General features: G+C 64.9%; 16 protein-coding genes. 11 read left to right on the top strand and 5 right to left on the bottom strand.

The features are described 5' to 3' along the window. Positions 1-49: 49 nt before the first annotated feature. From rlmH to K8M09_RS17120, 5 genes are all read left to right on the top strand, one after another. Positions 50-532 carry a 23S rRNA (pseudouridine(1915)-N(3))-methyltransferase RlmH gene (gene rlmH, locus K8M09_RS17100; protein ID WP_160786206.1) on the top strand — a complete coding sequence of 161 codons (483 nt, stop codon included), beginning with the start codon at positions 50-52 and terminating at the stop codon, positions 530-532. A 115-nt stretch (positions 533-647) separates the two neighbouring features. Next, positions 648-2,078 (top strand): murein hydrolase activator EnvC family protein, encoded by a 1,431-nt coding sequence (locus K8M09_RS17105; RefSeq protein WP_160786205.1) that lies wholly within the window; start codon positions 648-650, stop codon positions 2,076-2,078. Then, the gene (locus K8M09_RS17110) at positions 2,068-3,390 is read left to right on the top strand and encodes a S41 family peptidase (protein WP_160786204.1); all 1,323 of its coding nucleotides are present in this window, start codon (positions 2,068-2,070) and stop codon (positions 3,388-3,390) included. The genes K8M09_RS17105 and K8M09_RS17110 overlap by 11 nt, the downstream gene beginning before the upstream one ends. Before the next feature lie 70 nt (positions 3,391-3,460). After that, positions 3,461-4,651 (top strand): divergent polysaccharide deacetylase family protein, encoded by a 1,191-nt coding sequence (locus K8M09_RS17115; RefSeq protein ID WP_160786203.1) that lies wholly within the window; start codon positions 3,461-3,463, stop codon positions 4,649-4,651. Positions 4,652-4,660: 9 nt separating this feature from the next. Then, on the top strand, positions 4,661-5,188 hold the full coding sequence (locus tag K8M09_RS17120) for an RNA pyrophosphohydrolase (protein ID WP_160786202.1): 528 nt from the start codon (positions 4,661-4,663) through the stop codon (positions 5,186-5,188). A gap of 52 nt (positions 5,189-5,240) precedes the next feature. On the opposite strand, the gene bfr is transcribed toward K8M09_RS17120, so the two are convergent. After that, positions 5,241-5,726: a bacterioferritin gene (bfr, locus tag K8M09_RS17125; RefSeq protein WP_160786201.1), complete on the bottom strand. Its 486-nt coding sequence runs from the start codon at positions 5,724-5,726 to the stop codon at positions 5,241-5,243. After that, on the bottom strand, positions 5,692-6,003 hold the full coding sequence (locus K8M09_RS17130) for a (2Fe-2S)-binding protein (RefSeq protein ID WP_160786283.1): 312 nt from the start codon (positions 6,001-6,003) through the stop codon (positions 5,692-5,694). Before K8M09_RS17130 ends, bfr begins: the two co-directional genes overlap by 35 nt. A gap of 377 nt (positions 6,004-6,380) precedes the next feature. On the opposite strand from K8M09_RS17130, the gene K8M09_RS17135 reads away from it, so the two are divergent. Further along, positions 6,381-6,815: a metallopeptidase family protein gene (locus K8M09_RS17135; protein ID WP_160786200.1), complete on the top strand. Its 435-nt coding sequence runs from the start codon at positions 6,381-6,383 to the stop codon at positions 6,813-6,815. 20 nt (positions 6,816-6,835) lie between these two features. Here the strand turns inward: K8M09_RS17135 and K8M09_RS17140 are convergent, their stop codons facing one another. Beyond that, complete coding sequence (locus tag K8M09_RS17140; protein WP_160786199.1) at positions 6,836-7,042, bottom strand: DUF1737 domain-containing protein; 207 nt, start codon at positions 7,040-7,042, stop codon at positions 6,836-6,838. Continuing rightward, positions 7,039-7,950, bottom strand: a complete 912-nt coding sequence (locus K8M09_RS17145) for an HpcH/HpaI aldolase/citrate lyase family protein (protein ID WP_160786198.1) — start codon at positions 7,948-7,950, stop codon at positions 7,039-7,041. Before K8M09_RS17145 ends, K8M09_RS17140 begins: the two co-directional genes overlap by 4 nt. 108 nt (positions 7,951-8,058) lie before the next feature. Here K8M09_RS17145 and K8M09_RS17150 point away from each other — a divergent pair, with 108 nt between their 5' ends. The 5 genes from K8M09_RS17150 to K8M09_RS17170 all read left to right on the top strand — a co-directional run bounded on the left by K8M09_RS17150 (position 8,059) and on the right by K8M09_RS17170 (position 11,476). Further along, positions 8,059-8,307 (top strand): hypothetical protein, encoded by a 249-nt coding sequence (locus K8M09_RS17150; protein ID WP_160786197.1) that lies wholly within the window; start codon positions 8,059-8,061, stop codon positions 8,305-8,307. A gap of 156 nt (positions 8,308-8,463) precedes the next feature. Beyond that, positions 8,464-9,069: a 3-isopropylmalate dehydratase small subunit gene (leuD, locus tag K8M09_RS17155; RefSeq protein WP_160786196.1), complete on the top strand. Its 606-nt coding sequence runs from the start codon at positions 8,464-8,466 to the stop codon at positions 9,067-9,069. Between the two features lie 4 nt (positions 9,070-9,073). Next, positions 9,074-9,454: a RidA family protein gene (locus K8M09_RS17160; RefSeq protein ID WP_160786195.1), complete on the top strand. Its 381-nt coding sequence runs from the start codon at positions 9,074-9,076 to the stop codon at positions 9,452-9,454. A 96-nt stretch (positions 9,455-9,550) separates the two neighbouring features. After that, a complete protein-coding gene (gene leuB, locus K8M09_RS17165) occupies positions 9,551-10,660 on the top strand; it encodes a 3-isopropylmalate dehydrogenase (RefSeq protein ID WP_160786194.1) in 1,110 nt (369 codons plus the stop codon). Between the two features lie 120 nt (positions 10,661-10,780). Continuing rightward, on the top strand, positions 10,781-11,476 hold the full coding sequence (locus K8M09_RS17170) for a phosphatase PAP2 family protein (RefSeq protein WP_160786193.1): 696 nt from the start codon (positions 10,781-10,783) through the stop codon (positions 11,474-11,476). 57 nt (positions 11,477-11,533) lie between these two features. On the opposite strand, the gene K8M09_RS17175 is transcribed toward K8M09_RS17170, so the two are convergent. Then, positions 11,534-13,423: an MFS transporter gene (locus K8M09_RS17175; RefSeq protein ID WP_160786192.1), complete on the bottom strand. Its 1,890-nt coding sequence runs from the start codon at positions 13,421-13,423 to the stop codon at positions 11,534-11,536. Positions 13,424-13,548: the final 125 nt, after the last annotated feature.

Below are 13,548 nucleotides of genomic sequence, written 5' to 3' on the forward strand. Positions count from 1 at the left end.
ACAACGGTGGCGCGGCTGAGCGCCGCCCGAACGGACAGGGCTTTGGGCGATGCGGGTGGGACTTTTTTCGGTGGGACGGCTGAAGGCCGGCCCTGAGAAGGAACTTGCGGCCCGCTATATCGACCGTTTCGCGAAGGCCGGTCCCGCCATCGGCCTCGAACTCGGCAAGCTTGCCGAAGTCGGCGAAAGCCGGGCCGGCAATGCCGAGACGCGCAAGCGCGAGGAAGCGGCGATGCTGGAAAAGGCGCTGCCCGACGGCGCCGTGCTGATCCTGCTCGACGAGCGCGGCAAATCGCTCGATTCCCCCGCCTTTGCCGATCTTCTCGGCGGCTTCCGCGATTCGGGAAAGCGCGACCTGATGATCGCCATCGGCGGCGCCGACGGACTGGACCCCGCCCTCTACGAGCGGGCAAACGCCACGCTCTGCCTCGGCAAGATGACCTGGCCGCACCAGCTCGTGCGCATCCTGCTCGCCGAACAGCTCTATCGCGCCGTCACCATCCTCTCCGGCCATCCCTACCATCGTAGTTGACGCCACCGCCGCGCAAGCCCTGACGGGCATCATGGCAAAGCCGTATTTTCGGCGCTGTTTCTTGGCGAAATCGGCAAATCAGCATAGAGCGGGCATAACGGACATTCGGGAAGCGATGAGGAAGACGGGCACAGCCAATTCCGGCAAGGGTGTCAGCCGCCTGCTGCGGCCGGCATTGCTGTCTGCCGTCCTGCTGCCGGCGCTCATCTGTCAGCCTCTCCGTGCCGAACCGCAGGGCGCCGCCGCCGCGCTGGAAAAGACCGGGGCATTGCCCAAGGCCGAGCCGGACCCGGCCGCCGCCCTTGCGCTGCGCCGCGACAGCACGCGGCGCGAACTGGAAACGCTCTCCCAGTCCATCACCGTTTCCGACGAGAAGACGAAGCAGCTCGAAGCCGAGATCGCCACGCTGGAAAAGTCGCGGCAGACTCTGCGCGAGGAGATCGTCAAGTCGGCCGCGCTGCGCAAGGAGATGGAAGGCAAAATCCTCGACGGCGAGAAGCGGCTGGAGGGCATGCGCGAGGAGGAGGCGGGCGTGCGCGCCTCGCTGCACGAGCGCCGCGGGCTGCTTGCCGAGGTGCTGGCCGCGCTCCAGCGCATGGGCCGCAACCCGCCGCCGGCCCTGCTGGTGACGCCGGACGATGCGCTCGCCTCCGTGCGCAGCGCCATCCTGCTCGGCGCGGTCGTGCCCGGCATCCGCAAGGAGACGGACGCGCTCATCGACGACCTCTCCGCCCTCATGGACATCAAGAGCGACATCGACCGGGAAAAGACCGAACTGACCGACGCCATGCAGGTGCGCATCGAGGCGGAAAAGCGCGTCGAGCTGCTGGTCGCCGAGAACGAGGCGCTGACACAGACGAACAGCCGCACGCTTGCCGCCGAGCGCCGCCGGGCCGAGGAACTCGCCGCCCGCGCGACAAGCCTCGAAGGCCTGATCGGCAGCCTGGAGCAGGAAATCGGCTCGGTGCGCGACGCCGCCGCGCTGGCCCGCTCCAAGGAAGAGGAGCGGCGCAACCAGAGCGACGCGGAGCGGGAAAAGGCGAGGGCGCTTGCCCGCGAGACGATGCCCGACAAAAACCGCATTGCTCCGGCATATGAATTCCCGGAGCTGCAGGCAAAACTCGATTTTCCCGTGGCGGGCGACGTCCTGCGCCAGTTTGGCGAGGCGGACGGCACCGGCCATGATTCGCAGGGGCTGACGCTGGCCGCCAATCCGGGCGCGCTGGTGACGGCGCCCGCGGACGGTTGGATCGTCTTCGCCGGAACGTTCCGCAGCTATGGACGCATGATCATCCTGAACGCCGGCGAGGGCTACCATCTGGTGCTGGCCGGCATGGACAAGGTGAATGTGCGCGAAGGGCAGTTCGTCGTGGCGGGAGAACCGCTTGCCACGATGGGCGAGAAAAGGGTCGCGAGTGTCAACGCTTTGACGCTGGAAACAGACAAGCCGACACTCTACATTGAATTCCGAAAAAACGGAAAACCGGTTGATTCCCGACCGTGGTGGTCCGCAAAAAATCCTGGAAAGGCACGCAATGATTCGTAGGGCTTCACTTGTTATTGTCGGTGCACTCATGGGTGCCACGGCCATGAGCGTCATCAACACGGTCACGCTGCCCGCCGAAGCCGCCGGCTCGTCGACCTATCGCGAGCTTTCCATCTTCGGCGACGTCTTCGAGCGCGTGCGCGCCCAGTACGTGACGCCGCCCAAGGAAGACCAGCTCATCGAGAACGCCATCAACGGCATGCTCACCTCGCTCGACCCGCATTCGTCCTACATGAATGCGAAGGACGCCGAGGACATGCGCACCCAGACGCGCGGCGAATTCGGCGGCCTCGGCATCGAGGTCACGATGGAAGACGAGCTCGTCAAGGTCATCACCCCGATCGACGACACGCCGGCGGCCCGCGCGGGCGTTCTGGCCGGCGACTTCATCGCGAAGATCGACGGCGTGGACGTGCGCGGCCTGAAGCTGGAAGAAGCGGTCGAAAAGATGCGCGGCGCCGTCAACACGCCGATCAAGCTGACGCTGATCCGCAAGGGCGCCGACAAGCCGATCGAACTGACCGTCGTGCGCGACATCATCGCCGTGAAGGCGGTCAAGTCGCGCGTCGAGGGCGATGTCGGTTATCTGCGCGTCATCTCCTTCACGGACAAGACCTATGACGACCTGGAAGCCGCGATCAACAAGATCAAGGAAGAGGTTCCGGCCGACAAGCTGAAGGGCTACGTGCTGGACCTGCGCCTCAATCCGGGCGGCCTGCTCGACCAGGCGATCAACGTCTCCGACGCCTTCCTGGAGCGCGGCGAGGTCGTCTCGACCCGCGGCCGCGACGAGGAGGACACCCGCCGCTTCAACGCGACGCCGGGCGACATCGTCGACGGCAAGCCGGTTATCGTCATGATCAATGGCGGCTCGGCTTCGGCATCGGAAATCGTCGCCGGCGCGCTGCAGGACCTGCGCCGCGCCACCGTGCTCGGCACGCGTTCCTTCGGCAAGGGTTCCGTGCAGACCATCATTCCGATGGGCGACGCCGGCGCGCTGCGCCTGACGACGGCGCTCTACTACACGCCGTCGGGCAAATCGATCCAGGGCACCGGCATCACGCCGGACATCACGGTCGAGCAGCCGCTGCCGCCCGAGCTTCAGGGCAAGGTCGAAAACGCCAGCGAATCCAGCCTGCGCGGCCATATCCAGGGCCAGAGCGAGACGGACGCCGGCTCGGGCTCCTCGGCCTATGTGCCGCCGGAAGCCAAGGACGACAAGCAGCTCCAGTATGCGCTGGAACTGCTGCGCGGCCAGAAGACCGATCCGGCCTTCCCGGCCAATCCGGAAAAGGCCGAGCTGAAGCAGTAACCCGCCTTCACGAGGCCCGTGACCGCACGGGCCTCGTTTTCCCGCACCTTCCGGCCAGCGCGGACTGACCTTGGGCACAGATATTCACGCACCTCTCGGCCAGAACCGCAAGGCAAGGCCAGGACCCGCGGGACCGTCCCGGTTCTCGCGCGGAACGATCGCGTTCACGCTCGCGGCCATCGGCCTCCTTGGCTTTTCCGGCTGGACGGCGCTGACACCGAGCGGATTGCGCACCGCCTCCCTTCCCATCCCCGCCGAACAAACCGTCGCCGAGGCCAAAGCCGATCAGAAGACGGCCGAGGCCGGCGACGGCGTGCGCCGGGCCAACGGACTTTCCGGCGCCCGCGTCGAGGAAACGCTGACCGAGAACGGCAACGTGGTCCGCAAATATTCGCCCGGCGCCCGCGACGGCGCCGGCCCGCTCATCATCGAGGCGAACCGGATCGGCCAGGACGCCCGCAGCGCCGCCTTCCCGAACGAGGACCTGCTGGAAGAGACGTCGGACGGCAAGATCCCGGTCATCGGTCTCGATGGCACGCGGCCGATGGATCAATATGCCCGGCCCTGGTCCGGCACGCGCGGCACACGCGTCGCCATCGTCCTCGGCGGCCTCGGCCTCAGCCAGACAGGCACGCAGCGGGCGATCCGCGAGCTGCCCGGCGAAGTGACGCTCGCCTTCGCCGCCAGCGGCAACAGCCTGCCGCGCTGGATGCAGGAGGCGCGCCGCGGCGGCCACGAAATCCTGCTGCAGATGCCGCTCGAACCCTTCGACTTTCCGCAGAACGATCCCGGCGCCTTCACGCTGCGCACGGATATGAGCGAGGCGCAGAACCTTGCCGAGCTGCACAGCGCCATGGCGCGGCTCACCAATTATACCGGCATCGTCAACTTCATGGGCGGCCGCTTCCTGTCGAATGCCGATGCGCTGGAGCCGGTCATGCGCGACATTGCCAGCCGCGGCCTTCTCTTCCTCGACGACGGCAGCACGGCGCAGTCGCTCTCCGGCACCCTTGCAGGCGCAATCGAAGCGCCGCACGCCTTCGCCGACCTCCAGCTCGACGCCGATCTTTCCGAGGCGGCGGTGCTGAAGAAACTCGACGAACTGGAACGCATCGCGCGGCGCAACGGCACGGCCATCGGCATCGCCTCGGCCTTCGACGAAAGTGTGGACGCCATCCGCAAATGGTGCGAGGAAGCGGAAACACGCGGCATCGAGATCGTCGGCGTCGCCTCGCTCGCGGCCGTTCCCGCCAGAAAATAGGACACTTCGATGGGCAAGGATAAGGACAAGGTGGTGCGGGCCGAGGATCTGCCCTACCGCCCCTGCGTCGGCATCATGGTGCTGAACGCCGACAACAAGGTCTGGGCCGGCCGGCGCATTCCCGTCGGCAATTCGGAATATGACGGCTCGCCGCAGCTCTGGCAGATGCCGCAGGGCGGCATCGACAAGGGCGAGGACCCGCTGGAAGCCGCCTATCGCGAGCTTTACGAAGAGACCGGCATGAAGAGCGTATCCCTCATCGCGGATGCCGGCCGCTGGATCGACTACGACCTGCCGGCCCATCTCCTCGGCATCGGCCTCAAGGGCAAGTATCGCGGCCAGACCCAGCGCTGGTTCGCCTTCCGCTTCGAAGGCGCGGAAAACGAGATCGCCATCAACCCGCCGCCGGGCGGCCACGAGGCGGAATTCGACGCCTGGGAATGGAAGGCGATGCGCGACCTGCCGGGCCTGATCGTGCCCTTCAAGCGCAAGGTCTACGAGGAGGTCGTCGCGGCCTTCGCGCATCTGGCGCCCTGAAACAAAAAACCCCGGCAAAGCCGGGGTTTTTCGTATCTGCAAAGGCCGAAACTTATTCCGCTTCGTTGGCCGGGGCCGCGTTGAGCTGGCCGTATTTCGCTTCGCCGATCGTGCCGAGCAGTTCGAGCTGGGTTTCGAGGAAGTCGATATGGCCTTCCTCGTCGATCAGCAGCTCCTCGAAGAGCTTCATGCTGACATAGTCACCGGCTTCATAACAGATGTCGCGCGACTTCTTGTAGGCCGCACGGGCGTCGTATTCGCCGGCAAGGTCGGCTTCCAGCACTTCCTTGACGTTCTGGCCGATGCGCATGGGCGCGACGGTCTGAAGGTTCGGGTGGCCTTCGAGGAAGATGATGCGGGCGACCAGCTTGTCGGCGTGCTGCATCTCTTCGATGGACTCGGCGCGCTCCTTCTTGGCGAGAAGCGTGTAACCCCAGTCTTCGAGAAGGCGGTAGTGGAGCCAGTACTGGTTGACAGCACCCAGCTCGAGATAGAGCGCTTCGTTAAGCTGCTCGATGACTTTTTTGTCGCCTTTCAAGGTCCGCTCTCCTGTTTTCTTCATGGAATTGTTTGAGGCGGGTCATGAAATCAAATATCTCGGCATCCGTCGAGTCACGACGGGCGTGATACTGCTCGGTGGTGCGGATGATGATGTCGACGACGTTGGGGAAACAGCCGCAGCAACGGCCGCGCTTCTGCATCGCATGATAGACTTTCGCGGGCACGATGAGCTGCCAACAGTCCTCGTCGAGGAGGCTGTTGACCACGTCAACGATTTCCTTATCGGTGATGAAATTGCAGCTACACACCAGCATTTCGTCTTGCCCGTCATACGCAAAGCACTGAGTTTCCGGGATTAAGCAAAAGGCGACCTTTGTTGTCAAGAATGAACAGGTCAGCCTTCCTGACTCATTCATTTAGACTCGTTCTAATCTTGAATGAATCTGTCGGCTTTTCATAGGGTTACAGTTCGATGACAGGTGCGCCCGGCGCATCGGGTGCGGCAAACTGACCGATCACGATTTGTTGCAAAATACCGGCCCAGACCGGATTGCGCCGCCGCCCCGTTCTTCGCCTGGGCGGGCCGGACGGCTCGAATCGTGCGGCGTCCGCGTCCCGCGCAGGCGCGGCATGCAAATTCGACCCTCGAAAAACGCTGGAAATCGTCTATATGACGGGCAAAGGAGACTCTATGGCCCGTATCGACCAGACCGAGGATTGGCAGACACGCCACGCCCCGACCATCAGCACCTTCGAATCCCTGGCGCTGGAGGCCTATGGCCACCTGCCGGAGGAATTCCGCGCGCTGACGGGCAACCTCATCATCGAGATCGCAGAATTCCCGACCGACGACGTCTTCGAGGACATGGCGCTGGAAACGCCCTTCGACCTGCTCGGTCTCTTCGAGGGCCGCGGTATCAGCGAGCGCTTCACCGTCGAGACCGGCGAGATGCCGAACCGCATCACCCTCTATCGCCGCCCGATCCTCGACTACTGGGCCGAGAACGAGGAAACCCTCGGCGACATCATCACCCACGTCCTCATCCACGAGATCGGCCACCATTTCGGCCTGTCGGACGACGACATGGAGCGCATCGAGGCGAGCGCGGAGATCGCGGCGGGCTGACCCGCCGCGTCCTGTCGGCCTTACTGCTCCGACAGCTTGATATCCGGCGTGTATTCCTTGCCCGGAACGTCCTTCACCACCGCCTGGCCGCACTGCATGATCTTCGCCTCGGCATTGTAGGCATAGGTCGGCGAGCCGTGCAGTTCCCAGCCCTTGTTCAGCGCCAGCGTCACCTTATGGCAGAAGGAGGCGTCGTCGGGGGCGGTGAGGAAGCGATAGACTTTCATGCGTTCTTCTTTCTCTCGTTGATCAGGTCGGCCCGGGCGATGGTGCGGCGGGCCTGGTCGGCATGGAGCTTTTCGACCATGCGGCCGGCGATGCTGACGACCGCCTTGCCGGCATTTTCGGGCGCCTCGAAGGCGGCGACGACGGCGAGCGCTTCGGCAGCCTCGGCTTCCGCCACGCCGTAAGCCTCGTTGGCCGGGGCGATCTGCGCGGGGTGGATCAGCATCTTGCCGTCGAAACCCATCTGGCGGCCCTGCCGGCACTCGGCCGCAAGCCCGTCCGCATCGCCAAAATCGTTGAAGACGGCGTCGATGACGTCCAGCCCCGAGGCCCGCGCCGCGACGACCACCTGCAGCAGCAGCGGCACGAGGAAGGGGCGGCCCGCAATATCGGCGATGCCGGTTTCCGCGCGCAGGTCGTTGAGGCCGACGACGAGGCAATCGAGCCGACCGCCCCGGGTGCGGCCCACCTCGGCGATGGCCGAAAGGTTGAGCAGGCCCGCCGCCGTCTCGATCATCGCCCAGAGGCGCGGCCCGTCGTCGGCGCCGGCCTCGGAGAACCAGTCGGCGACGGTGAGTACGTCCTGCGGCTCGGACACCTTCGGCAGCAGCACCGCATCCGGCATGCAGGCCAGCGCCGTTTCGAGGTCGAGCACGCCGTCCGGCCCGTCGAGCGGGTTGATGCGGATGATATGCTCGCGGCCCGCCGCGCGGTCCAGCGCCCCGAAATGCGCAAGCAGCGCCTCGCGCGCCTCGGCCTTCTTCTCCGGCAGAACGGAGTCCTCCAGGTCGAAGATGATGGCGTCGCAATCGAGCGTCGCCGACTTGGCAAGCGCCCGGGCGTTGACGGCGGGAACGGTCAGCACCGAGCGGCGCAGACGGAGCGGATGGTGGCGGGGCGTTCTGTTCATTCAGCCTTTGTGCCGCGCTTTGCCGCAGGTCGCAAGCGCTACCAAATTCGGCCTTGCAATGAACAAGATCGCCCCCCACATTGCTTGTCAGAGAAAGGGCAAATCAAAATGCAGCGCATCCGCTCCATCGTCTTCACCGTCCTCAGCCTGATGATCGCCGGCGCGACCTTCGTGTTCGCCGCCTCCGTGGGCCTCGCCATCGCCGGCATCGTCGCCGTGCTGATGCTCGGGTCCATGCTTGCCGCCAAGCTCCAGCCGGCCCCGGTGCGTGCGCGCGCCCGCGCCGACCGCAGGGCTCCGGGCCAGCGCGAGCCGCGCATCTGGAACGACGGCCGCGGCACGATCATCGACCTTTGAGGTCGATCCTTCCCGAAGAAGGGACATCCGGGCGCATCGGCGCGCCCGGCATTTGCGTTTGCGGCCCGGCTTTTTAAGAAGATTCTCCTTCAAATCCCGGGAAAACTGCTCTAAACGCTTGCCTTAACCGACATCACCGCATTCGAGGGTTTTCGCATGGACAAGTTCGTCAAGCTGACCGGCGTCGCCGCGCCGCTTCCCGTCGTCAATATCGACACGGACATGATCATTCCGAAGGATTACCTCAAGACGATCAAGCGCACCGGCCTCGGCAAGGGCCTCTTCGCCGAAGCGCGCTACAACGAGGACGGCAGCGTCAACGAGAGCTTCGTGCTGAACAAGCCGGCCTACCAGAACGCCACGATCCTCGTCGCCGGCGACAATTTCGGCTGCGGCTCCTCCCGCGAGCATGCCCCGTGGGCGCTGCTCGACTTCGGCATCCGCTGCGTCATCTCCACCAGCTTCGCCGACATCTTCTACAACAACTGTTTCAAGAACGGCATCCTGCCGATCGTCGTCAGCCAGGAAGACCTGGACAAGCTGATGGACGACGCCAGCCGCGGTTCCAACGCGATCCTGACAGTGGACCTGGAAGCCCAGGAAATCACCGGCCCCGATGGCGGCCGCATCGGCTTCGAGATCGACGCCTTCCGCCGCCACTGCCTGCTGAACGGTCTCGACGATATCGGCCTGACGCTGGAAAAGGCGACCTCCATCGACACGTTCGAGAAGCAGGCCGCGTCCTCGCGTCCCTGGGCGTAAGGCCATGCGCCGGCTGATTTCATCCGGCTCCCCATTCGAAGCGACGGCGGGCTATTCGCGCGCCGTCGTGCAGGGCGACTGGTGCTTCGTTTCCGGCACGACCGGCTACGACTACGCCACCATGACCATGCCCGAAGGCGTCGAGGCGCAGACGCGCAACTGCCTTGCCACCATCGGCAAGGCGCTCGAGGACGCCGGCTTCTCCTTCGCCGACGTGGTGCGCTGCCACTATTATGTGACCGAAGCCGCCTTCGCCGACCGTGTCTTCCCGATCCTCGGCGAGACCTTCGGCGCGATCCGCCCCGCCGCCACCATGGTGGTCTGCGATCTGATCCGGCCGGAAATGCTGATCGAGATCGAAGTCACGGCCTTGCGCCGAAACTGAATCCCGCGCGCAAAATTCTTTCCTTTCGGCGATTTTCCTTGAACGGAAGTTGCGCTAAGAAGCGCGCGACCATTCCGTGACATCAAGGAAAATCCCATGACAGCGCGTAACCTCCTCCTCCTGCCCGGCGACGGCATCGGCCCGGAAGCCATGGCGGAAGTCCGCAAGATCATCGCCTACATGAACGCCGAACTCGGCGCGGGCTTCACGACCGACGAAGGCCTCGTCGGCGGCTCGGCCTATGACGCCCATGGCGTGGCGATCTCGGAAGGCGACATGGAGAAGGCGCTGGCGGCCGACGCCGTGCTCTTCGGCGCCGTCGGCGGCCCGAAGTGGGATGCCGTTCCCTACGAAGTACGCCCGGAAGCCGGCCTGCTGCGCCTGCGCAAGGACTTGAAGCTCTTCGCCAACCTGCGTCCGGCCATCTGCTACCCCGCGCTCGCCAATGCCTCCTCGCTGAAGCCCGAGCTGGTCGAGGGCCTCGACATCCTCATCGTGCGCGAGCTGACGGGCGGCGTCTATTTCGGCGAGCCGAAGGAAATCATCGACCTTGGCAACGGCCAGAAGCGCGGCATCGACACGCAGGTCTACGATACCTACGAGATCGAGCGCATCGCCGGCGTCGCCTTCGAGCTGGCCCGCACGCGCGGTAACCGCGTCTGCTCCATGGAGAAGCGCAACGTCATGAAGTCCGGCGTCCTGTGGAACCAGGTCGTGACGGAAACCCACAAGCGCAGCTATTCCGACGTCCAGCTTGAACACATGCTGGCCGATGCCGGCGGCATGCAGCTCGTGCGCGCCCCCAAGCAGTTCGACGTCATCGTGACGGACAACCTCTTCGGCGACATGCTCTCCGACGTCGCCGCCATGCTGACCGGCTCGCTCGGCATGCTGCCGTCCGCCTCGCTCGGCGCGCCGGATGCCAAGGGCCAGCGCAAGGCGCTCTACGAGCCGGTCCACGGCTCGGCACCGGACATTGCCGGCAAGGGCATCGCCAACCCGATCGCCATGATCGCCTCCTTCGCCATGTGCCTGCGCTACTCGTTCAACATGGTCAAGGAAGCCGACAACCTGGAAAAGGCGATCGCCGACGTGCTCGACAGCGGCATCCGCACCGGCGACATCATGTCGGAAGGCAGCCGCAAGGTCGGCACCACGGAAATGGGCGACGCCATCCTCGCCGCCTTCAAGACGCTCTCGGCCTGAGCCGATCCCACCCTCGAAAGGCTCCCGGCGCGACCGCTCCGGGAGCCTTTTTCGTTTCCCGCCCTTGAAAAGCCGCCCGCCGCCAGCACATGGAGGCAACGCCGCCGTCAAGGGAAGACCATGAACCGATCGCTCGCGACCTCCTCGCTCTGGATCCTCGTCGCCACCGCCGTGCTCGTCGCGGCCCTCATCCCTTTCGATCCCATGCTCTCCGAGCGCGCCCAGGGCCTTCCCGGTGCCGTCGTGGCGTTCAGCGGGCGCATTACCGATTTCGGCACGTTTCGCTGGATGCTCTACGGCTCCGGTCTTGCCGCCATCCTCGCCTATGGGATCGCCCGGGTGAGCCGCCGCGAGACGGTGGCGGGAAAGGCGGGAGCCAGCGGACGGCTGATGCTCTATTTCTTCCTGACCATCGGTACGACGAGCGTCCTCGTCCATGTCCTCAAGCTGCTCGTCGGCCGCGCCCGCCCGGAGCTGTTTGCCGAACTCGGCGCCTACAGCCTGACGCCGTTCGCCTATGACGATCTCTATTCCAGCTTTCCCTCGGGCCATTCGGCGGCGGTCGGTGCGTTCTTCGGCGCGTTTGCCATGCTCGTGCCGCGCCTGCGACCTCTCTTCCTGCTGGGCGCGCTGACCATCGGCGTCTCGCGCGTCATTCTTGGCGCGCATTATCCGAGCGATGTCGCCGCCGGGCTGCTGCTCGGCCTGTGGACGGCCATCGCCGTCGCCTACGCCTTCGCGCGCAAGGACTGGCTTTTCCGTCTCGACGAACGTGGCTGGCCGCTGCCGAAATCGCTTCTGGCAAAACCCCAATGAAAAGCCGGCCCGTGTCGCCACGGGCCGGCTCGCCATGAAAGATCGGAAGGGGGGTGATCAATCCATGGTGTGGATGTCGCGGTCCTTCGTTTCCGGCAGGAAGAGAATGCCGATGACGAGGGTGAGGCCCGCGAAGGCGATCGGATACCAGAGGCCGAAGTAGATATCGCCCCAGGCCGTGTTCATCGCGAGAGCCGCTGCCGGCAGCAGGCCGCCGAACCAGCCGTTGCCGATATGGTAGGGCAGCGACATGCCGGTGTAGCGGATGCGGGTCGGGAACAGCTCCACCAGAAGGGCGGCGATCGGGCCGTAGACCATCGTGACATAGATCACGAGTACGGTCAGGACGGCGATGATCTTGACCCAGTTCACGTTGGCGGGGTCGGCGACCATGGTGAAGGCACCGGCGGCCGGGATCGTGTAGACGGCCATGTCGGCGGCGCTGCCGACTTCCTCGGCCGTCAGCAGCTTGCCGGAGACGAGGTCGGCTGCCGTCACGGTCGTTTTCTCGCCGGCGCGGATGGCGGCGGCATCGAGCTTCAGTTCCGGGTTGGCGGCAACGAAGGCGTCGAGCTTGCTGTCCGGAACCTTGGCGGCACCGCGGACCAGCGGATAGCCGCTGTCGTGAAGCGCAATGTTGATGCCCTTCTTCAAAGCCGCATCGAGTGCCTTCGCCTGATCCGCCGAGGCAATGGCGTCGTAGCTCGTAATGGTCTCGTCGCCGATCTTGACCGTCGCCGCCGTGCCGGGAGCCGCCGTGGTGACGACATCGTAGGGCACGGAGCTGCGGGTCAGGAAGTCGGTCGCGATATCGCACGAGGTGGTGAACTTCGCCGTGCCCGTCGGATTGAACTGGAACTTGCAGTCGCCCGGAGCGACCGTCACGGTCGCGCGGGATGTCTGCTGTGCCAGTGCCAGCGCCGGATTGCCGGCCCAGGTCAGCGCCTTGAACAGCGGGAAGTAGGTGAGTATGGCGAGCAGCAGGCCGGCCATGATGATCGGCTTGCGGCCGATCTTGTCCGACAGCCAGCCGAAGAAGACGAAGAAGCCGGTGCCCAGGATCAGCGAGGCGGCGACCATCAGGTTCGCAGACTGGCTGTCGACCTTCAGCACGCCCGTCAGGAAGAACAGCGCGTAGAACTGGCCGGAATACCAGACGACGGCCTGGCCGACGACGGCGCCGAACAGCGCGAGCAGCGCGATCTTGGCGTTGCGCCACTGGCCGAAGGCTTCCGTCAGCGGGGCCTTGGAACCCTTGCCCTCTTCCTTCATTTTCGCGAAGGCGGGGGATTCATGCATCTTCATGCGGATCCAGACGGAGACGCCGAGAAGCACGACCGAGACGAGGAAGGGAATGCGCCAGCCCCATTCCGCGAAAGCTTCCTTGCCGACGATGAACTGCACCACGAGAATGACCACGAGCGACAGGAACAGGCCAAGCGTCGCCGTCGTCTGGATCCAGGAGGTGAAGTAGCCGCGCTTTCCATCCGGCGCGTGCTCGGCGACATAGGTTGCCGCACCGCCATATTCACCGCCCAGCGCAAGGCCCTGCAGCATGCGCAGCGCGATCAGGATGATGGGAGCTGCGATACCGATGGTGGCCGCACCCGGCAGCAGGCCGACGACGAAGGTCGAGAAGCCCATGATCAGGATGGTGACGAGGAAGGTGTATTTGCGGCCGACGAGGTCGCCGAGGCGGCCGAAGACCAGCGCACCGAACGGGCGCACCAGGAAGCCGGCGGCAAACGCGAGCAGCGCGAAGATATTGCGCGTCGTTTCCGGATACTGGCTGAAGAAGGTGGCGCCGATATAGATCGCCAGCGAACCGTAAAGATAGAAATCGTACCACTCGAAGACGGTGCCGAGCGATGAGGCGAAAATCACCTTCTTCTGCTCGCCCGTCATGGGCGCCGACTTGGCTTTGCCCACGGTCGAAACATTTGCCATTCCATTGTCCTCCACGAAAACGGCGTCAGGGGGGCAACCCGTATGCGGCCCGGTGTTTCTCCCAAAAACGCCGAGCAGGGTGCGCCTTGATGGAAGGATGGCAGAAAACGCCGGGCCGCATCAGC

It is taken from the genome of Shinella zoogloeoides (assembly GCF_020883495.1).
Lineage (GTDB): Bacteria > Pseudomonadota > Alphaproteobacteria > Rhizobiales > Rhizobiaceae > Shinella > Shinella zoogloeoides.